We start from the raw sequence: 20,582 nt of genomic DNA, 5'->3' as shown, positions 1-20,582 counted from the left end.
CAATTTATCAATAAGCGATGTCCCCAGGCTCGCCGGTGCAGGAGGGAAGTCGTACACTTCCGTCAACCACCACGCTTCGCTTAGAAAAATCACCATGGCGCGTCATCCGACCAAAATCGTCTCATCGGAACATCTTGTGTCTGAATTTAGTGCGGAGTTATCCGAACTCGAGTACGGACTGATCATGGCGAGCAATGCGTTCAATCGATGGATGGTCCGTTGCATGGCGGCGGCGGGCGACAAGGACATGACGGCGATCGAAGTTTCGCTGCTGCACCATGTGAGCCACCGCGAGCGGCGCAAGAAGATTGCCGATATCTGCTTCGTGCTGAATATCGAGGACACGCATGTTGCGACTTACGCGCTCAAGAAGCTCGTAGCTAGAGGGTATGTAAACAGCGAAAAGACCGGCAAGGAAGTGTTTTTTTCTGCTACGCAGGCGGGGCGTGATCTGTGTATGAAGTATCGCGAGGTTCGCGAGAACTGTCTGATCGCAACGCTTAAGGAAAGTGGGCTCACCAATGAGCAGATTGGGGAGGCAGCGCAACTGATGCGGAATGCTTCCGGGCTTTATGACACCGCGGCGCGGGCGGCTGCATCGTTGTAGGGGTTTTTGTTGTCTGCCGACGGGTTGGGTTTTTTTGCGTTGTCGCTGGCATCCGAGGGCGGTGTTTGCTGTGCAACCGGTGTGGTGTTTTGGGCTTTGCGCTGGCATCCGCGCTACGGTGTTTGCCATTCACGCGTCGCCCCTGTGCGGGGTGGCACCTACTTTTCTTTGCCGCCGCAAAGAAAAGTAGGCAAAAGAAAGCGGCTCACACCGCCAGTTCTATGTTGTTGCCTGAGGGCTCCCAACCGGTCCCGCGCTTCACACGGCAATCACATGACTGATGTTAGTTGCCAGCACTCTCGCAGTGCGCCTCACCCGCTTCACGCACCCGCGCTGCATCATGCCGTGCCAGATAGTCCACCGCCGCCCAGGTGGCAAACTGTGTGTCGGCCCAAGTGGTCCACACGCCTCACTCCGGACCGATAGCGCACGCGTTCCACCCTGTAGGAGCGCTACCCTATACGACGCGACAACCTACACACAGTTTGCCACCTGGGCGGCACATACCATTCGCTGACGCTAGCTCTTGTTCGGGTGTTTGAAGTGGGTGAGGCGGTCATTCAACGCGTTGGCAACGAGCGCCAACAGAGATGTTGCCGTGTGAAGCATAAGACCCGTTGGGAGCCCTCAGGCGAGAACAAGAATTAGCGGTGTTATCCGCTTTCTTTTGCCTACTTTTCTTTGCGGCGGCAAAGAAAAGTAGGTGCCGCCCCGCACAGGGGCGACGCCTGAAGCACGCTAACAAATCGCGGATGCCAGCGCAAAAACAAGCAAACCAAACCGCTTGCGCAGCAAACACCGCCCCCCAAATGCCAGCGCAAAGGCAAAAAAACCAAACCACCCGCGCCGCAAAGGCGCTACACGAACGCCACCGCGACCAGCAAAAAACCACGACTACAAACCCAGCTTCCCTTCCGGATAACAAGAACCCTCAGTAACGACAACATCCAGCGGAATATCATGCGCTTCCCGCTGCATCGTGCCAGTCCGGCACACGTCGTACGCGACACCGACGGTCACCGGCACCTTCCCCGCCGCGCGAAAACCGGCCAGCGTGCGGTCGTAGTACCCACCACCATACCCAAGCCGATACCCATCCACATCAAACCCGACACACGGCACAAACAGCAAATCAGGCGTAATCACTTCGCCTGAAGTCGGTTCGTGAATCCGATGAGCCCCGACCTGCATCGGCATATCAGGCGTCCAGACATGAAATTCCAGCGGCCGATCACGCCCAGTAATCACAGGCAAACTCGCGCGCCGCGCGCTATCGCCAGCGAGCCAAACGGCAATCACTGACCGAATGTCGAACTCTCCTGACAATGGCCAGTACAACCCTACACTTACAGGCGAATAAACCGTTAACACATCGAGCACCCGACGCCTCAGGGCATCATTGCCCGCCGCATCGAGAGCCGCATGCAGACGTGCTTCCAGCAGCGTTGCACGCAGTTCCTTTTTCGATTTCGCGGTGGGGTTGCATGCTATGCTTGAGTTCAATTCGCGCTCCAGAAACGCTCTAGAAATAACGATGTCCAAACGCCTCTTCCGAGTATATCGCGCGGCCAGTCTGGCGCTCGCCGCGGCGGCACTCGTCGCGTGCAGCACGGCCTCCGCCGTCAAGCCGATCCCGCTTTCCCAACTCACCAACGACGACCAGACTTTCGTGCAATTGCGCGAGGCAGCGCGCAATAACGACGCTGGCCGCGCCGCGCAGCTCGCGGCGATGATCCCGGATTACCCGGCGCCGTCGTATCTGGAATATTTCCAGCTAAAGCCGCAGTTGTTCGATGGCTCGGGCCATCCGCGCATCGACGCGCCCGATGCACCCGTGCTGTCGTTCCTGCAACGCTACGACGGCCAGGCCATCGCCGACCGCTTGCGCAACGACTACCTCGTCGTGCTCGGCGCACGTCATGACTGGAAGAACTTCGACGAGCAATACGCGCGCTTCGTGCTGAACGACGACACGCAGGTGAAGTGCTACGCGCTCGAATCGCGCGCGGCGAAAGGCGAGAATGTGGTCGAACCGGCGCGCGCGCTGCTCGTCGATCCGCGCAACTATGGCGACGGCTGTGTCGATCTGATTACGTCGCTGGCAATCAACCAGCAGTTCACCACCGACGACGTCTGGCAGCAGATCCGTCTCGCGTACGAACAGAACCAGACCAGCACGGGCGCCAAGCTCGTCGATGCGCTCGGCAACAACCGTCCCGATCCGACGCTGTTCGACCAGGCCGCGACCACGCCGCCGCTCCTGCTCGCGCGCGGCGTCGGCGCCGATCCGCAATCGCATCAGCTCGCGCTGCTCGCGATCACACGCATGGCCCGCAACGATCCCGCCATGGCCGCCGCGACCTTCGGTTCCGTCGCGCCGTCGCTGACTTCGCCCGAGCGCGCCATCGGCTGGGGCACGATCGCCTATCAGGCGGCCGCCAAGCAGATGCCGGGCGCCGTCGACTGGTATCGGCTGTCGGCGAATGCGCCGCTGTCGAATCCCGCATACGAATGGCGCACGCGCCTCGCACTGCTCGCCGGCGACTGGACGATGGTGCGCTGGTCGGTCGAACAGATGCCGCCTGCGCTGCGCAGCCAGCCCACGTGGGTCTACTGGCATGCGCGCGCCTTGAAACAGGCGGGCGACGTCGTCACGGCCAACCAGGAGTTCGAATCGATCTCGCAGCAGTTCAATTTCTACGGCCAGCTTGCCGCGGAAGAACTCGGCCAGAAGATCGTCGTGCCGCCGAAGACCACGGTCACGGACGCCGAAGTCGAGCAGGCGGGTAACACGCCGGGCTTTGCGCTTGCGCAGAAGTTCTATCAGCTGAACCTGCGTCTGGAAGGCAACCGCGAATGGAACTGGCCGCTGCGCAGCATGACGGACCGCCAGCTGATCGCCACCGCCGAATACGCGCGCCGTATCGAACTGTATGACCGCGCCGTGAACACGGCCGATCGTACAAAGACCGAGCATGACTTTTCGCTGCGCTACCTGTCGCCGTTCCGCGATATCGTCGAGCGCGACGCGCAGTCGAACGGGCTCGACGTCGAATGGGCGTATGGCCTGATCCGTCAGGAGTCGCGCTTCATCATGAACGCACGCTCGGAAGTCGGCGCGAGCGGCCTGATGCAGCTGATGCCGGGCACCGCGCAACTGGTGGCGAAGAAGATCGGTCTCGGCACGATTTCGCGCGCGCAGATGAACGACATCAACACCAATATCCTGCTCGGCACGAACTATCTGTCGATGATCTACAATGAGTTCGACGGGTCCGCCGTGCTCGCCACGGCAGGTTACAACGCAGGTCCGGGCCGTCCGCGCAACTGGCGCTCAACGTTGCCGCGCGGTGTCGAAGGCGCGATTTTCGCGGAAGCCATTCCGTTCCAGGAAACGCGTGACTACGTGAAGAACGTGCTGTCCAACACGGTCTACTATGCAGCGTTGTTCGAAGGCCGTCCGCAATCGCTGAAGGCGCGTCTGGGTTATATCCAGCCGTTGCAGTAACGATGCGCCATGCCGCCGCCGCGTGACACGTCACGCACGCGGCGGAGCACGACCTCAGCCGTTGCCGCGGCTTCCATCAGGGAGTCGAAAAATGCGACATCAAACCATCGCAATCGTCGGCGGTTCCGGGTTTATCGGCAGTCATCTCGTCAACGCGCTCGTCGAACTTGGCAAGACGGTACGCATTGCCACCCGCCGCCGCTATAACGCGCGGCATCTCACGCTGCTTCCCATCGATGTGATCGAAACGGATGTGTTCGATCCCATTCAGCTCGCGCGCTTCGTCGAGGGCGCGGATGCCGTCGTCAATCTCGTCGGCGTATTGCATGGCCATCGCGGCGACCCATATGGGCCCGAGTTCGCAAAAGCCCATGTCGAACTGCCAACGAAGATCGTTTCCGCGTGCGAAGGCAAGGGCGTGCACAGGCTGATCCACGTGAGCGCAATCGGCGCCGACCCGCGCGGGCCGAGCATGTATCTGCGCTCGAAGGGCGACGGCGAGCGCGCGGTGCATGCTTCATCGATGCTTGCATCGACCATCTTTCGCCCGTCGGTCGTGTTCGGCCCAGAGGACGAGTTCCTCAACAAGTTCGCGTTCCTGCAGCGCATGTTCCCCGTCATTCCGCTCGCGAAACCCAACGCCCGCTTTCAGCCGGTCTTTGTCGGCGATGTTGCGAAGGCGATCGTCAACGTGCTGGATCTCGATGCATCGACGGGCCGCACCTACGAGCTTGGCGGGCCGTCGGTGTACACGCTCGAAGCGCTCGTCGAGTACTGCGGCGACGTGATCGGCAAGCACGCGCGCATCATCCGCTTGCCGGATGCGCTGGCGCGCTTGCAGGCGCTGTCGTTTGAGCTGGCGCCCGGCGAACCCGTGATTTCGCGCGACAATCTCGATTCGATGAAAATCGATGCTGTGTTGAACGCGCCGCTCGCGCCGGAGCTCGATATCGAACCGGCCAGCATCGAAACGATCGCGCCCGTGTATCTGACGGGTTCGTCGTTCCGCTCGCGCTTCAATGCGTTCCGCGCGAACGCCGGCCGCTAAACTTTTTATCGTTCAATCCACTTTCTGGCGAAGCATGAAACTCGTTATCGGTGACAAGAACTATTCGTCGTGGTCGATGCGGCCGTGGCTCGTGCTCAAACACTTCGGCATTGCATTTGAAGAGGTGATGGTTCTGCTCAATGAGGCAGAGTCGAAAGCGTCGATCCTCGAGCATTCGCCTTCGGGCAAAGTGCCGTGCCTGATTGCCAACGACGGCGTCACCGTCTGGGATTCGCTCGCAATCTGCGAGACGCTCGCCGAACGCTATCCGCAACACGCGATGTGGCCGCGCGATGCAATCGCGCGCGGCCACGCGCGCAGCGTCAGCGCCGAGATGCATTCCGGCTTCGGCGCGCTGCGCAACAACATGTGGATGAACATTCGCGCGTCGTTTCCGGGCAAGGGCGCAACGCCCGAAGCACTGGCCGACATCGCGCGTATCGACGCGATCTGGAACGAGTGTCTCGAAGCGTATGGCGGTCCGTTCCTGTTCGGCGAATTCACGATCGCCGATGCGATGTATGCGCCCGTCGTGATGCGCTTCAATACGTGGCAACCGAAGCTGTCGGAAGCGGCGCTCGCCTATTCGCGCCGCGTGACGGCACAGCCCGCGGTCAAGGCGTGGATCGACGACGCATTGCAAGAGACACATCGCATCCCCTATCAAGACACCTGCGCATGAATATCTACGCAGTAGGCGGTGCGATCCGCGATGAACTGCTCGGGATGCCCGTGCAGGACCGCGACTACGTCGTGGTCGGCGCTACGCCCGAGCAGATGGTTGCAAAGGGCTTTCGCCCGGTCGGCAAGGACTTCCCGGTTTTTCTGCATCCCGACACGCATGAGGAATACGCGCTTGCGCGGACCGAACGCAAAACGTCGGCGGGCTATCACGGCTTCCAGTTTTTCTATGCGCCCGATGTGACGCTCGAAGAAGACCTCGCGCGGCGCGACCTCACGGTCAATGCGATGGCGCGCGAAGTCACGCCGGACGGCGAGCTGATCGGCCCCGTGATCGATCCGTTCGGCGGCCAGGACGATCTGAAGCAACGCGTGTTCCGGCATGTCAGCGATGCGTTTCTCGAAGACCCGGTGCGCATTCTGCGCGTCGCGCGTTTCTCGGCGCGCTTCACTAGCTTCACTGTCGCACCCGACACGTTGGCGCTGATGCGCAAGATGGTCGAAGCGGGCGAAGTGGATGCGCTCGTGCCTGAGCGCGTGTGGCAGGAACTGTCGCGCGGACTGATGGAAAAAAAGCCGTCGCGGATGTTCGACGTGCTGCGCGAATGCGGCGCGCTCGCGCGCATTCTGCCGGAAATCGACGCGCTCTATGGCGTGCCGCAGCGCGCCGACTATCACCCGGAAGTGGATACGGGCGTGCACGTGATGATGGTCGTCGATCATGCCGCCGCGCAGAACTATGCGCTCGCGGTGCGCTTCGCCGCGCTCACGCACGATCTCGGCAAGGCGACCACGCCTGAAGACGTGTTGCCGCGTCACATTGGGCACGAGGGGCGCAGTGTCGATCTGCTGAAGCCCTTGTGCGAGCGTCTGCGGGTGCCGAACGAATGCCGCGATCTCGCGCTGCTGGTGGCGCGCGAGCACGGCAATATTCATCGCGTGATGGAGACGAAGGCGGCGGGCATCGTGCGGCTTTTCGAGCGCAGCGACGCGCTGCGCAAGCCGGCGCGTTTCGCCGAAGCGCTTCAGGCTTGCGAAGCCGATGCCCGCGGCCGGCTCGGCTTCGAAGCGAAAGCCTATCCGCAGGCGGAGCGTCTGCGCCAGGCTTTGGTCGCCGCGCGTGCCGTCGATGCGGGCGCAGTCGCGAAGGCCTACGAGAGCGATCCGGCGAAGATCAAGGATGCCGTGCATCGGGAGCGGGTGCGGGCGGTCGCGAAGGCGTTGAGCGAAACGGCGTCGGAGGAAGAGGCAGAGTAGGTCAGAGCAACCGCGCAACCAGCGACAGCAGCATCGACAGCACCAGCGTCGACATGAACGGGAACGGATACTCCTTCCCGAACAGCCGCAGCGTGACATCGCCCGGCATCCTGCCGATGCCGAGCTTGCGCAGCCACGGCCAGCACGCCGACAGCACGGCCACCGCGATGAAAGTAGTCAGCAGCCAGCGGATCATCGTGTGTGCCTCGGCTTAAAGCTCAGAGCGAATGCGAGCGGTCGCCGCGCGCGAACGCGTCGAGCGTGCCGTCGATGCCGCGTGAAAACGCGATCACCTTGAACAACTCGCCCATCTCCGCTTCCGACAGCAGCTTCTGCACCGCGTTGGCGGCGGGCAGGAAGTTGGGGATATCGGATGGATCGATCGCGCTCAATGCTTCCGTGATACCCGCGTTCATCAGAAAACGCGCGTGCGACGTATAGCCGAGCAGGTCCGCGCCCGCATCGACGCCCGCTTCGGCGATACCGGTAAATTCGACGTGCGCGGTAATGTCCTGCAAGCCAGGGTAGAGAAACGGATCGCCGTGCGCGCGGTGCCGATAGTGGCACATCAGCGTGCCCTGCGCGCGCTGCGCGTGATAGAACTCGTGACGCGGAAAGCCGTAGTCGATCAGCAATACCGCGCCGCGCGTGAGCATCGTGCAGACGGTGCGCGTGAAGGCGAGGGCGGCGTCGTGCGTTTCCGTCACGTAGTCGTGATCGCTTTCGATCTCCAGATCGCGCAGGAAGGCGGCATCGTGAGTCGACCGAACGGGGCGGTCTTCGAATTGCAGCGCGCCGTCTTTCACCGTGACGCCGCGCTCGGACCACTCGTCGCCGATGCGCGCAAACAGCCGTACGGGCATCGCGTCGAGCACTTCGTTGCCGACCACGACGCCTTCGAACTGCTCCGGCAACGCGTCGAGCCAGCGCACGCGTGCGGCCATGCCGGGCGCTTGCGCTTCGATCGTTTCGCGCTGACGCTCGCGCAATTCGCCGGACAGATCGACGATCGAATACGTGTCGAACTGCGTGCCCAACTCATCCATAGCGTTGAGCAGACCGGCCGCCAGCTTGCCCGTGCCCGCGCCGAATTCCATCACATGCCGCGTGCCGCTCATGTCCAAAGCCTGTGCGACGGGCCGCGCGAGCGTTTGTGCGAACAGCGGCGACAGTTCCGGCGCCGTCACGAAGTCGCTGCCATCTTCCTCGCGTCGGCCGAACTTGATCGCGCCGCCGCTGTAATAGCCCAGTCCCGGCGCGTAGAGTGCTCGCTCCATGTAGCGATCGAACGGCATCCAGCCGCCGTTTGCGTCGATCTCCTCGCGAATCTGCGAAACCAGCGCTTCCGACTGCGCGAGCGCGGTCGGGCCGGGAGCAGGTAAACTATCGGGTTGGTGAGCTTTCGGATTCATCCCCGCATTGTAAATGACCGCCTCGAACGATACTTTCGCCGCCAGCGGCCGTCCCGACCGGCCAGTCCGCACCGTGCTCGTCACGGGCGGCGGGCACCGGATCGGCCGTGGGCTGGCGCTGGGCTTTGCCGCGGCGGGCTGGGACGTGGCCGTGCATTACGGCTCGTCGAAGGCGAAAGCCGACGAGGTCGTCGCGGAAATCGCCGCGCTCGGGCGGCGCGCCGTCGCGCTGAAGGCGGATTTGTCCGTCGAGGCGGAAGTCGAGCGGCTCGTGCCCGATTGCACGGCGGCGCTCGGGCGTCCGTCGTGCATCGTGAACAACGCGTCGATGTTCGACGAGGACACCGCGCTCGACGTCGGCTACGCGAAGCTGCTGCATCTGACGTCGATCAACGTCGGCGCGCCGCTCGTGCTCGCGCGGATGTTGCATGAGGTCACGCCCGAGGCGGCGCGTCACGACGAGTCGCTGCGTGCGGCCGTCATCAACGTGCTCGACCAGAAGCTGTACAACATGAATCCGGATTACCTGTCGTACACGCTGTCGAAGGCCGCGCTCGGCACGGCGACCGTTGCGCTTGCGCAGGCGCTGGCGCCGAAAGTGCGCGTCGTGGGTCTCGCGCCCGGCCTCACGCTGCAATCCGGCGATCAGACCCCGGAAAGCTTCGCGGCCGCGCACAAGGTGACGCCGCTCGGCCATGCGTCGCGCGTCGAGGATCTCGTCGCGGCGGCGCTGTATCTCGCGGATGCGCGCGGCGTCACAGGCACGACGCTGGTTGTCGACGGCGGCCAGCATCTCGTGCCGCTGCCGCGCGATGTGATGTTTTTGACGGGCGCCGACCGCTGACTCACGGTTAGCCGTCGTTAGACGTTGCGCCCTCCGGCGCGCTGCATAGCGCGCCCAATTGCAACTGTGTGCGGGTTCGCACGCACTCTTTTTGTACTGGAACGAACATGTCTGCCGCTTTGCTTCATCCCCGGCTCGCTGATTGCCGCCGGCTCTTTCTGCGCGATTACGAGGTGCACATCAACATCGGCGTGCACGACTTCGAAAAGCGCGGCGAGCAACGCGTGGTGATCAACGTCGAACTGTTCGTGCCGCTCGCGCTGTCCACGCCCGTCGAAGACAAGCTGCGCGAAGTCGTCGATTACGACTTCATGCGCTCGACCATCGCAAAGCGCGTGAGCCAGGGGCATATCCATCTGCAGGAAACGCTCTGCGACGACCTGGCGAAAGCGCTGCTCGCGCATCCGCAAGTGCGCGGCGTGCGTCTGTCGACGGAAAAGCCCGATGTTTATCCCGATTGCGATGCCGTGGGCGTCGAAGTCTTTCATATCAAAGAGGTCTGAGCGATGAACGCTCCCGAAACGCTGACGGGCGTCGACGCGGCCGCGCCCATTGCCGAAGCCCAGCTCGAAGCCGCCGAACCCAAGCGCGCGCTGACACGCCGCGAGCAGAAAGAGGCGTACGAGAACAACAAGCTGTTCAAGCGCCTCGCGCGCCAGGTCGGCCAGGCGATCGGCGACTTCAACATGATCGAGGACGGCGACAAGGTGATGGTGTGCCTGTCGGGCGGCAAGGATAGCTACGCGATGCTGGAGATCCTGATGCGGCTGCGCGAGCGCGCGCCGATCAACTTCGACATCGTCGCCGTGAATCTCGACCAGAAGCAGCCGGGCTTTCCCGAGCACGTGCTGCCGGAGTACCTGAGCAAGCTCGACATTCCGTTTCATATCGAGAACCAGGACACCTACAGCATCGTCAAGCGGCTCGTGCCCGAGGGCAAGACCACCTGCTCGCTGTGCTCGCGCCTGCGGCGCGGCATCCTGTACCGCGTGGCGGGCGAACTCGGCGCAACCAAGATCGCGCTCGGCCATCATCGCGACGACATCCTGCAGACGCTGCTGCTGAACCTGTTCTACGGCGGCAAGCTGAAGGGCATGCCGCCCAAGCTGCAATCGGACGATGGCAAGAACGTCGTGATCCGGCCGCTGGCGTATGTGAAGGAAACCGATCTCGAGAAATACGCCGAACTGCGTCAATTCCCGATCATTCCGTGCAACCTGTGCGGCAGCCAGCCGAATTTGAAACGCGCGGAAATGAAGGCGCTGATCCGCGAATGGGACAAGCGTTTCCCGGGGCGCGTCGACAACATGTTCAATGCGTTGTCGAATGTCGTGCCTTCGCATCTGATGGATCACAAGCTGTTTCCGTTTGCATCGTTGCGCGCCACGGGTGAAGCCGATGCGCAAGGCGATATTGCTTTCGACGAAGAACCATGTTCGACCGATTCCGCATCAGAAGGGATGCAGAAGGCATCGCAAACGATTTCCTTTGTTCAATTCGACGATATTTGACGTTTTGCCCATCCCGCAAAGCCTTTTAAAACAGGTATTTGCGGGGTGATTTCGATCGGGAGGGCCACGTTGCGGTCACACTCAGCGTGCTAGAATCGCCCACTCCAAACTCGTCCAAATACGCCCACGTCATGAACATCGTGATTCTGGCGGCAGGCACCGGCAAGCGCATGCGCTCTGCACTGCCAAAGGTGCTTCATCCCCTGGCTGGCCGGCCGCTTCTTGCCCACGTCATCGACACCGCCCGCACACTGAATCCGACGCGTCTCGTCGTCGTGATCGGTCATGGCGCGGAACAGGTGCGCGAAGCCGTCGCGGCGCCCGATGTGCAGTTCGCCTTGCAGGAACAGCAGCTCGGCACAGGACACGCGGTACAGCAGGCGTTGCCGCTGCTCGATGCGTCCGCGCCGACGCTCGTGCTGTATGGCGACGTGCCGCTCACGAAGACGAGCACGCTCAAGCGTCTGACCGATGCGGCGGGCCACGACGGCTACGGCGTGCTGACCGTCACGCTCGACGATCCCACCGGTTACGGCCGCATCGTGCGCGATGCGCAGGGCAAGGTGGAGCGCATCGTCGAGCAGAAAGACGCGACGCCGGAACAGCAGAAGATCGCGGAGATCAACACGGGCATCGTCGTGATGCCGACGAAGCGTCTCGACGGCTGGCTGTCGTCGCTGAAGAACGACAATGCGCAGGGAGAGTTCTATCTCACCGACGTCGTCGAACTCGCGATCGAAGCGGGCATCGAAGCCGTCACCGCGCAGCCCGACGAAGAATGGGAAACGCTGGGCGTCAACAGCAAGCAGCAGCTCGCGGAACTCGAACGCATCCATCAGCGCAACGTCGCCGATGCATTGCTCGTCGCGGGCGTGACGATCGCCGACCCGGCGCGCATCGACGTGCGCGGCACGCTCGAATGCGGCCGCGATGTGTCGATCGACGTGAACTGCGTGTTCGAAGGCAAGGTCACGCTGGCCGACAACGTATCGATCGGACCGAACTGCGTGATCCGCAATGCGTCGGTTGGCGCGGGCACGCGCATCGACGCGTACACGCATATCGAAGGCGCGCAGGTCGGCGCGCAGGCCGTGCTCGGTCCGTATGCGCGGCTGCGTCCGGGCGCGACGCTTGCGGACGAAACGCACGTCGGCAACTTCGTCGAAGTGAAGAACGCGGTGCTCGGCCACGGATCGAAGGCGAATCACCTGTCGTATATCGGCGATTCGGATGTCGGCGCGCGCGTGAACATCGGCGCGGGCACGATCACCTGCAACTACGACGGCGCGAACAAGTTCCGCACGGTCATCGAAGACGATGTGTTCGTCGGCTCGGATACGCAACTGGTGGCGCCCGTGCGCATCGGCCGCGGCGTGACGATCGCGGCGGGCACGACGGTCTGGAAGGATGTCGAAGAAGGTCTGCTGGTGCTCAACGAAAAGACCCAGATAGGCAAGACGGGCTACGTGCGCCCGACGAAAAAGAAAAACTGAAGGGAACCGCGCGTGCGAGGTGCGCGCCTCGACCCCTAACTCTGCAAAGGACCATTGAATATGTGCGGCATTGTCGGCGCTGTTGCGCAGCGAAACATCGTTCCCGTTCTGATCGAAGGACTGCGTCGCCTCGAATATCGCGGCTATGACTCATGCGGCGTCGCCGTGCTGGCGAACGGCGAGCCGAAGCGCGCGCGCAGCGTAGCGCGCGTCGCCGATCTCGACGACCAGGTGCGCGAGACGCGCCTCGAAGGCGCGACGGGCATCGCCCACACGCGCTGGGCCACGCATGGCGCGCCCGTTACGGACAATGCGCACCCGATCTTCTCGCGCAACGAACTGGCGCTCGTGCACAACGGCATCATCGAAAACTACGAGTCGCTGCGCGAGACGCTGCGCGGCAAGGGCTACGAGTTCGTCTCGCAGACCGATACGGAGGTGATCGCGCATCTGGTTCACAGCCTGTATCGCGGCGATCTGTTCGCAGCCGTGCGCGAAGCGACGGCGCAACTGCATGGCGCATACGCAATCGCCGTGCTGCACAAGAACCAGCCGCATACGGTGGTGGGCGCGCGTCAAGGTTCGCCGCTCGTCGTCGGCCTGGGTGAAGGCGAGAACTTCCTCGCCTCCGACGCGCTCGCGCTGGCGGGCAGCACTGACCGCTTCATCTTCCTCGAAGAAGGCGACGTCTGCGAACTGACGCTGGAAAAGGTGCGCGTGTTCGATCGCGACGGCAATCCTGCCGATCGCGAAGTGCGCCAGGTGGCAGCCTACGGCGGCGCGGTCGAACTCGGACCGTATCGCCACTTCATGCAGAAGGAAATCTTCGAACAGCCGCGCGCGATCACCGACACGATCCCGCAAGCCGATGCATTCGATGCGTCACTGTTCGGCGAAAACGCGCAGAAGGCGTTTTCGGAAATCGACAGTCTGCTGATTCTCGCGTGCGGCACGAGCTACTACTCGGGGCTGACGGCGAAGTACTGGCTCGAATCCGTCGCGAAGATTCCGACGCAGGTCGAGATCGCGAGCGAATATCGTTATCGCGATTCGGTGCCGAATCCGAAGGCGCTCGTCGTCGTGATTTCGCAATCGGGCGAAACGGCTGATACGCTCGCCGCGTTGAAGCACGCGCAGTCGCTGGGACACAAGCACACGCTGTCGGTGTGCAACGTCGGCACGAGCGCGATGGTGCGCCTGACGGAGCTGTCGTTCCTCACGCATGCGGGCCGCGAAATCGGTGTCGCGTCGACGAAGGCCTTCACGACGCAGCTGGTCGCGCTCTTCGTGCTCGCCATGACGCTCGGCAAGATGCGCGGTCATGTCAGCGCTGTGCAGGAAGCGGACTATATCCGCCAGCTGCGTCACTTGCCTGCCGCGCTCAATAGCGTGCTGGCGCTGGAGCCGCAGATCATCGCGTGGTCGGAAGAATTCTCGCGCAAGGAAAACGCGCTGTTCCTCGGCCGCGGCCTGCACTATCCGATCGCGCTGGAAGGCGCGCTCAAGCTCAAGGAAATCTCGTACATCCACGCCGAGGCTTACCCGGCGGGCGAGCTGAAGCACGGGCCGCTGGCGCTCGTGACGGAAGCGATGCCGGTGGTGACGGTCGCGCCGAACGATGCGTTGCTCGAAAAGCTCAAGTCGAACATTCAGGAAGTGCGCGCGCGCGGTGGTCAGCTGTACGTGTTCGCGGATGCCGATACGAAGATCGTCAACGATGAAGGGATTCACGTGATCCGCATGCCGGAGCATTACGGCTTGCTGTCGCCGATCCTGCACGTCGTGCCGTTGCAGATGCTCGCGTATCACACGGCTTGCTCGCGCGGCACGGATGTGGATAAGCCGCGTAATCTCGCGAAATCCGTGACGGTGGAGTGAGGTGAGTGGCTTTGTGTTGATGTTGCCGTAACCGTCTCACCTGCGTTCTGGATACGGCGCCGCGCTCGCGGACGTATCCAGAACCTGTCAAATGTCCTTTCTCTTCCCTTGGTGTTTGCCTCGCGCGGCCCTCAAGGCTTCGTCGCATAGGCCAGCACGCATGGCATCGGTATGCGCACCTCATCCTCACTGGCATAGGCCGACGCGCCTTCGCGCACCGTCTTGCTGATCGCAGCCAGCGCATCCGGCGTCTGCGCATTCAGGATCGCCGACACCCGCACGCCGCCGCGCAACAGCATCTCGAACAGCGCATCCGGCGAGGGTGCATGCAAGGTCTGCCCGACTTCCGCGATGCGCGGCTCGCGAAATCCTGCCGCCAGCAATACACGCTCGCACTCCGCCCAGTCGCTGAATCTGAAGAAGGGCGGCCCGGGCGGCAACTGGACGTCCATCCGGCCATGTTTCTCGATCGCCTTCAGCACGATCGAGAAACCGACGGCCTTGTCCGGTGACGCCCACACCGTGAAACCGACCTTGCCACCCGGCCGAAGCACGCGGAACGCTTCCTCGATCGCCTTCTCGGGATGCGAGAAGTGCAGCATGCCGAAGCTGATGCCGACGGCATCGAAATCATCGTCGGGAAACGGCAGATCTTCCGCGCTGCCGATGCGAAACGTCAGCGCGGGATAGATGCGCCTCGCCTGATCGACCATCGAATCCGCGAAGTCCACCCCGACGACATCCGCACCGCGCTGCGCAGCCGCAGCGGCGAGATAGCCGGGGCCCGAGGCGACATCGAGCAGACGCACACCTCGGCGCACGGCCAGCGCATCGAGCAACGCGCAGTGCGACTGGATGGTCAGGTTGCCGAAAAAAGTGTGATACGGCTGCGCGACGCGCTCCCATCCGCGATGTTCGAAAGCACTGAACTGGTCTTCGTTCATGAACGTCCCCCCTTGGTGCTTCAAGTCACTTCCGTTATAGGACCCTCGCGTCAGAGGTCAACGACCAATCGTCGCAAGACCGTCCCAGCTGACCTCTGCACATCCAGATGTCCACACGATGCTATGGACAACATGGGGATATCACGGAGGCGATTGCTGTGGGCAGATTCTGGGTAAACACGAGGTGTGCTCGAACATGGGACAAGTTATTCAAACTTGCGGCGAACGGTCCCATGCTTATGCGCAAGGGTATACGTTTCGCAATCCGTTGAGTGCAAAGCGGATTTGGCGCTTGTCCACAGAAAGTGGTTGCCCTTGTTAACTGCTACTACGTATACATATTTATAACTTCAAAGACGGTAAACAAACCGCGCGTGGCGCCTGCATGCACGGCAGGGCGATGAATCTGCCTGTCTGATGAACAGCGCGACGAACAGCATCCGTCTGGAAAAGCGCGTTGTCGGAATTCGCATCCGGCAGGCGAGTCATGTGTATGGCGCGAGCCAACACTTCCGCGCCCGCATTCGTTTGCCAAGCGCGATCACACGAACCTGATTCGCCGCGAAAGCATGCGTGGCAAGCCGCAAGGTCCGCGAGCAGCAAACGGGCATACACATTGCTGTTAGAAGGCGCGCCCGCTCAATGAAGCGGACCTCACCAAAACACCCCGGAGGCGATCGTGCTGGCAACAAAACCGTGTACTGCGACATGTGTCATCGATGGAATCGCGGTCACGCTGACCTTTTTTCCCGACACCGGCGTTCTGCGCATCACCGACAGCACAGGCAGCCGTCTAAGAGAAACACGCTGGTCCGCGTCGTGGCAAAGCCTCGTCGCGACATTCCGCGAGCTGAGCGAAACGCCCGTCGAAGAACGCGCCGATCCGGACGTGCTGTTCGGCAGCTACTACCGATCGAATGCGATCAGCGGCCGCTACGCGAACTGAACACGACGCGGTGCCGTGCCGGCGTACTGACGGCCGTACGGACAAACGGCCGAACTGAGCCACGAATCGGCCTCGCTTCCGCCGATTGAATGCGGGTGCTGGCTTCTATACTTCTTTCCATGGCGCGACGATTCAACAGCCCATCGACGCGGTTCCCCTCCGCGTTGCGCAAGACCGCAGGTTGCCAGCAGTCGTAACAGAAGTAGCAGAAGTAGCAGAAGTAGCGGAAGCGCCGGCAGTGGCAGTCAACGAAGTGGCAGTACGCGCAGCAACGGAAGTCGATGTAACAAACGAAGTACTCGCAGCAATGGGATCAGCAGTTTGAATTGGCGGTTTGAAGTTGCAGTCGCAACACAAGCAACACAAGCAACACAAGCAATACGAGCAACGCAGCAACAGGCAGTCGAAAGACCGGTTCATCAAATGCAGTTGGGGTTAGCAGCAAGGAGTGGGCGCGGGGCCAATCGAAGCGAAAAGAGCTTTTACTAATAACAGCTTCTCGTGATGAGCAGCAGTCGGCAAGCATCCACGCGCCTGTTCGATATGACTCATCCACCGAGCCCTGTTCCCCGCGGAACAGGGCTTTTTTTCATGCAGCGAGCGCTTCTCACATGCGCTCGACGTGCTGCCAGCCGCCCGTCGCCATGCTTTTCACCGATGCGGCAACGAATGCCAGTCCCTTCACACCATCGCTGACGCCAGGGAAGAGCGTCGGCCGGTCGTCGCCAGGTGTTCCCGCTATCCGTGTCGCAACGCGCTGTGCGAACTCCGAATAAAGATTCGCGAACGCTTCCAGGTAACCTTCGGGATGACCGATCGCGATGCGGGTCGAACGCTGTGCGCCTTCGCTCGTCGCAGGTCCCAGCCGGCGCGTGATGATCTCTTCGAACGCGTCCTGCCGCCGATGGATCAGCCGGTTCGGTTCCTCCTGATGCCACTCGAGCCCGCCCTTGTCGCCGTGAACGCGGAAGCTCAATCCGTGCTCCGAGCCCGCCGCGGCATTCGTGACCCATAGCGAGCCGCGCGCGCCGTTCTCGTAGCGCAGCAACGCGGAAACGTAATCGTCGATGGGGCGGCCTGGAATCGCGGACCCGACGTCCGCGCACAAGCGCGTCACGTCCAGCCCCGTCACGAACGCGCCCAGATGAAACGCATGCGTGCCGATGTCCATCAGCACCAGCGAACTGCCCGCGCGCCCTTCCGTACGCCAGCCTGCGGGCAGATCGTGGCCGGCCAGATAGCTCTGCACGTATTGCAGATGCACCTGGCGAATCTCGCCGAGTTCGCCCGCGCGAATCATGTCGCGCGCCTGGCGCACCATCGGAAAGCCTGTGTAGCAATAGGTCACGCAAAACTCGGCGTTCGTCGTCTTCGCGCGCGCGGCAATCTCGCGTGCTTGCGCGAGATCGTTGGCCAGCGGCTTGTCGCAGATCACGTGAAAACCACGGTCGAGCGCCAGCATGCAGATCGGATGATGCGAGTCGTTGGGCGTCATCACCGCGACGGCGTCGACGCGATCGGGGCGCGCCGCTTCCGCTTCGAGCATCTGTTGCCACGATGCATACGCGCGTTCCGCACCGATGCCAAGGTCGAGCGCCGCCTGCCGCGCGCGTTCGGGATTCGACGACAGCGCGGCAGCGACGATGTCGTACTGGCCGTCCAGGCGTGCCGCAATGCGATGCGTCTCGCCGATGATCGACCCCGGGCCGCCGCCGATCAAACCCAGCCGGATGCGCCGGCCAACCGTGCTTGTCACCATGTCATCTCCGTCGTTATCGAATGTGCGGGTAATGCGAGGGGCTAGTGCGTCGCGTTGCGGAACTCGAGGTTGCGCAGCGCGTCGGCGAATTGCTCGTCGGACCAGCTTTCGTCGAGTGCGGTCGCGAGGATCTGCTGCTGATTCGCGGGCGCAAGTCCGCCGACGGGCGGATTGCGGTCGAGATTCGTCGGGAACGCGTAGCCTTCCGCACACGACGCGATGACGGCCGCCGTTTGCGCCGCGTCGAGGCGCTGTTGCGCGTGCATGGCCCGCAACACGGGATACACGGCGTTGCACATGCGAGTGCGGTCGAGCGATTCCATCGCGCGTCCATACGCTGACGACACCTGCAGCAGGTTCGCCATCCGTTGCACGTCGCGCGTGCGGTTCGAGCCGGCAGCGTGAAAGAGCGCCGGGTTGAAGAACAGCGCGTCGCCCTTTTGCAGCGGCAACTGCGCGTAGTGCGATTCGAAATACGCGCGGAAGTCCTCGCGGCGCCACGCGACATAGCCTTGCGGGTAACGCTGCGAGAACGGCAGCAGCTTGGTCGGGCCGCTCTCGACGGGCATGTCGGTATGTGCGACGGCGCCTTGCAGCGTCAGCAGCGCCGACATCGTGTGCACATGCGCGGGAAAACGTTGCGCTTCGTCGACGGTGAGAAAGCCGAGATGGAAATCGCGGTGCGCCTGCTGCGCTTCGCCGCCTGGCCGCACGACGTTCACCTGCGACGTCATCTGATACGCGGGCCCGAGCCAGGCTTCGGCGGCCGCCACCAGAACGGGATTGGCGAAGTAGCGGACGAAGATGTCGGGTGCCGCGAGGCACAGCTTTTCCTGTGCGTTCCAGATGCGGTCGTTGGCGCCCGCCTTCGCGAAGTGATCGGCGCCGCCGCCTGCCTTGCGCTCGCTGCGAATGATCGATTCGAAGATCGCGGTTGCGTCGTCGATGGCGGTCATATCGTCGTACGCGCGCTGCATCACGAACACGCCGGCGCCGTCGAGCAGGACACTGGCCCATTCGGCGAGCAACTCGGGACGGCGCGCCGCGTCGGCCACGATGGGCCGCAGCGCGTCGCCGTCGTAGACCGGTATGCCGTGCGCCAGATCGGCGGCAAGGCGCGGCCGTGGACGCATTTCACGTGAGGTTTCGATCAGCGTCGCGAAGTCGTCGACGGAACAGTCGGCTTCGCGAAACCATGTCTGTCCGCCTGAAGGCAGATGCTGTGGGTTCATCTCGTCTTATATGGACGCCTCCCGGTTTGCCAGGTGATATACATGTGTGACCGACAGGATGTGGCTGCAGACTTATATCCGGCCTCTGGATGCGGACGGTAGTCCGCCGGCCCTGATGGAATCTGCCGGGGAAGGCCTCATCTCCTGCGAGTCCTCGAGGGACAAGACGAGGTTCAGGCTTGCTTCCCCGCGGTCCGACCTGTTGTGCCATCACATGGCTATCAACCTGCGCAACCTGTTGACGACCAGTCTCCATAGTTAAGTGGAAGTTTTACACGGCATGCACCGCGTAACCGGGTTGGTACGTACGGCCGTGGGCCAGCAGCGCCCAGATCATGCGTGCCATTCTGTTGGCCAGTGCGACGACCACTACGTTAAAAGGTCGTCGCGCCAGCAGACGCTGCAGCATGTCGTCCAGATGCTTCGAGTGAGTGAGCACCGAGCGCGCGCCGTGAATCAGCAAGGTACGCAGATACACGTCGCCCCGTTTGCTGATGCCCAGCAGCTTCACGCGCCCTCCCGTGCCGCTTTGTCGCGGCACCAGACCGATGCAGGCGGAGAACTCACGTCCCGAGCGGAATGTGCTGGCCTGGCCGATGGTGGCCACCGCAGCGGTCGAGGTAAGCAGGCCCACGCCGGGAATCGCGACCAGCCGTGTGGCCGCTTCGTCCTGGCGCTGCCATGCGGCAAGCCGGCGTTCAATGGTGCGGATATCTTGCGCGAGTGTTTCGACACGCTGCAGCTGTTCGCGCAGCGTATCGATCACCATCGCGGGCAAGGTGTCGGCCAGTTCGGTCAATTGGCGTGCCGCATCGTCCATGCTGTGCCACCCACGATGTACGGTTGCGCCGAATTCATAAAGCAAGCCGTGGATCTGGTTAGTCTGCATGCGGTGCATCTTCTTCAGTTGCTGGCGTACGCGGTGCAGCGTCAGCACCGCCTGCTGCGGTTCGCTCTTGACAGCCACAAAGCGCATTTCCGGTCGTTGCGCGGCCTCCCAGATCGCCTGGGCGTCAGCGACATCGGTCTTGTTGCGCTTGACGAACGGGCGCACAAACGCGGGCGCGATGAGTCTCACCTGATGGCCAAAGCCTGCAAAACGGCGCGCCCAGTAGTGGGCGCTGCCACACGCTTCCATCGCGATGAGCGCTGGCGCCTGCTTCGCAAAGAAGCTCACCAGCTGTTCGCGCTTGAACTGCTTGCGGTTGATTTCGCCTGTATCCATGTCTACCCAGTGCACCTGAAAGACCCGCTTTGCCAGGTCCACGCCAAATGTCGTAGTCTTCATTTCGAGCCCTCCTTACCCTCAGTGGTCGTTGTCACACCACCACTTTGGCACTCTGATGCCGTCGGGTACAGCGAGGGCTCCTCCGTTTCTACTGCCTCTGCTCACCGACGCGTGAGGGAGGCGTCCATACCATCTCCTCCGATGTCATCGGGTGGTCCGATGCTGGAAACCAGC

18 protein-coding genes are annotated in these 20,582 nt (G+C 62.5%); 11 read left to right on the top strand and 7 right to left on the bottom strand.

All coding sequences use genetic code 11. The annotated features are described in order from the left end of the window. Positions 1-94 precede the first annotated feature (94 nt). A complete protein-coding gene (locus H1204_RS16590) occupies positions 95-607 on the top strand; it encodes a winged helix DNA-binding protein (protein ID WP_180729137.1) in 513 nt (170 codons plus the stop codon). A gap of 894 nt (positions 608-1,501) precedes the next feature. Here the strand turns inward: H1204_RS16590 and H1204_RS16585 are convergent. Continuing rightward, on the bottom strand, positions 1,502-2,062 hold the full coding sequence (locus tag H1204_RS16585; protein WP_243468639.1) for a 5-formyltetrahydrofolate cyclo-ligase: 561 nt from the start codon (positions 2,060-2,062) through the stop codon (positions 1,502-1,504). Positions 2,063-2,141: 79 nt separating this feature from the next. On the opposite strand from H1204_RS16585, the gene H1204_RS16580 reads away from it, so the two are divergent. The 4 genes from H1204_RS16580 (at position 2,142) to H1204_RS16565 (ending at position 7,101) form a co-directional block, all read left to right on the top strand. After that, positions 2,142-4,115 carry a lytic transglycosylase domain-containing protein gene (locus H1204_RS16580; protein WP_180729136.1) on the top strand — a complete coding sequence of 658 codons (1,974 nt, stop codon included), beginning with the start codon at positions 2,142-2,144 and terminating at the stop codon, positions 4,113-4,115. A gap of 91 nt (positions 4,116-4,206) precedes the next feature. Next, entirely contained in the window at positions 4,207-5,163 is a 957-nt protein-coding gene (locus tag H1204_RS16575; RefSeq protein ID WP_180729135.1) for a complex I NDUFA9 subunit family protein, read from the top strand. A gap of 34 nt (positions 5,164-5,197) precedes the next feature. Further along, positions 5,198-5,845, top strand: coding sequence for a glutathione S-transferase family protein (locus H1204_RS16570; RefSeq protein ID WP_180729134.1), 648 nt, complete (start codon positions 5,198-5,200; stop codon positions 5,843-5,845). Beyond that, positions 5,842-7,101, top strand: a complete 1,260-nt coding sequence (locus tag H1204_RS16565; protein ID WP_180729133.1) for a multifunctional CCA addition/repair protein — start codon at positions 5,842-5,844, stop codon at positions 7,099-7,101. The genes H1204_RS16570 and H1204_RS16565 overlap by 4 nt, the downstream gene beginning before the upstream one ends. Before the next feature lies 1 nt (position 7,102). Here the strand turns inward: H1204_RS16565 and H1204_RS16560 are convergent, their stop codons facing one another. Together H1204_RS16560 and H1204_RS16555 are read right to left on the bottom strand one after the other, a co-directional pair. Next, positions 7,103-7,297, bottom strand: a complete 195-nt coding sequence (locus tag H1204_RS16560; RefSeq protein ID WP_180729132.1) for a DUF2905 domain-containing protein — start codon at positions 7,295-7,297, stop codon at positions 7,103-7,105. 22 nt (positions 7,298-7,319) lie between these two features. Then, on the bottom strand, positions 7,320-8,513 hold the full coding sequence (locus tag H1204_RS16555) for an SAM-dependent methyltransferase (RefSeq protein WP_180729131.1): 1,194 nt from the start codon (positions 8,511-8,513) through the stop codon (positions 7,320-7,322). A gap of 13 nt (positions 8,514-8,526) precedes the next feature. On the opposite strand from H1204_RS16555, the gene H1204_RS16550 reads away from it, so the two are divergent. From H1204_RS16550 to glmS, 5 genes are all read left to right on the top strand, one after another. After that, positions 8,527-9,357 (top strand): SDR family oxidoreductase, encoded by an 831-nt coding sequence (locus H1204_RS16550; RefSeq protein ID WP_180729130.1) that lies wholly within the window; start codon positions 8,527-8,529, stop codon positions 9,355-9,357. A gap of 107 nt (positions 9,358-9,464) precedes the next feature. Further along, on the top strand, positions 9,465-9,860 hold the full coding sequence (locus H1204_RS16545; protein ID WP_042314071.1) for a dihydroneopterin aldolase: 396 nt from the start codon (positions 9,465-9,467) through the stop codon (positions 9,858-9,860). 3 nt (positions 9,861-9,863) lie between these two features. Next, positions 9,864-10,868 carry a tRNA 2-thiocytidine(32) synthetase TtcA gene (gene ttcA, locus H1204_RS16540; protein ID WP_180729129.1) on the top strand — a complete coding sequence of 335 codons (1,005 nt, stop codon included), beginning with the start codon at positions 9,864-9,866 and terminating at the stop codon, positions 10,866-10,868. Positions 10,869-10,999: 131 nt separating this feature from the next. After that, a complete protein-coding gene (glmU, locus tag H1204_RS16535; protein WP_180729128.1) occupies positions 11,000-12,361 on the top strand; it encodes a bifunctional UDP-N-acetylglucosamine diphosphorylase/glucosamine-1-phosphate N-acetyltransferase GlmU in 1,362 nt (453 codons plus the stop codon). A gap of 60 nt (positions 12,362-12,421) precedes the next feature. Beyond that, positions 12,422-14,239, top strand: coding sequence for a glutamine--fructose-6-phosphate transaminase (isomerizing) (glmS, locus tag H1204_RS16530; protein ID WP_180729127.1), 1,818 nt, complete (start codon positions 12,422-12,424; stop codon positions 14,237-14,239). Positions 14,240-14,370: 131 nt separating this feature from the next. Here the strand turns inward: glmS and H1204_RS16525 are convergent, their stop codons facing one another. Beyond that, positions 14,371-15,183: a methyltransferase domain-containing protein gene (locus H1204_RS16525; RefSeq protein ID WP_180729126.1), complete on the bottom strand. Its 813-nt coding sequence runs from the start codon at positions 15,181-15,183 to the stop codon at positions 14,371-14,373. Between the two features lie 679 nt (positions 15,184-15,862). Between H1204_RS16525 and H1204_RS16520 the strand changes: the two genes are divergently transcribed. Next, positions 15,863-16,129, top strand: a complete 267-nt coding sequence (locus H1204_RS16520; protein WP_180729125.1) for a hypothetical protein — start codon at positions 15,863-15,865, stop codon at positions 16,127-16,129. 607 nt (positions 16,130-16,736) lie between these two features. Here H1204_RS16520 and H1204_RS16515 read toward each other — a convergent pair. The 3 genes from H1204_RS16515 to H1204_RS16505 all read right to left on the bottom strand — a co-directional run bounded on the left by H1204_RS16515 (position 16,737) and on the right by H1204_RS16505 (position 20,408). Next, on the bottom strand, positions 16,737-17,888 hold the full coding sequence (locus H1204_RS16515; RefSeq protein ID WP_180729124.1) for a Gfo/Idh/MocA family oxidoreductase: 1,152 nt from the start codon (positions 17,886-17,888) through the stop codon (positions 16,737-16,739). A 41-nt stretch (positions 17,889-17,929) separates the two neighbouring features. Next, entirely contained in the window at positions 17,930-19,120 is a 1,191-nt protein-coding gene (locus H1204_RS16510; RefSeq protein WP_180729123.1) for a phytanoyl-CoA dioxygenase family protein, read from the bottom strand. Between the two features lie 271 nt (positions 19,121-19,391). Next, positions 19,392-20,408 carry an IS110 family transposase gene (locus tag H1204_RS16505; protein ID WP_180729122.1) on the bottom strand — a complete coding sequence of 339 codons (1,017 nt, stop codon included), beginning with the start codon at positions 20,406-20,408 and terminating at the stop codon, positions 19,392-19,394. Between the last annotated feature and the right edge of the window lie 174 nt (positions 20,409-20,582).

Origin of the sequence: Paraburkholderia sp. PGU19, assembly GCF_013426915.1 — a bacterium.
In the GTDB taxonomy this organism is placed as follows: domain Bacteria; phylum Pseudomonadota; class Gammaproteobacteria; order Burkholderiales; family Burkholderiaceae; genus Paraburkholderia.
The sequence above is the reverse complement of the archived record's forward strand: the minus strand, read 5'-3'. Positions and strand labels throughout refer to the sequence as shown.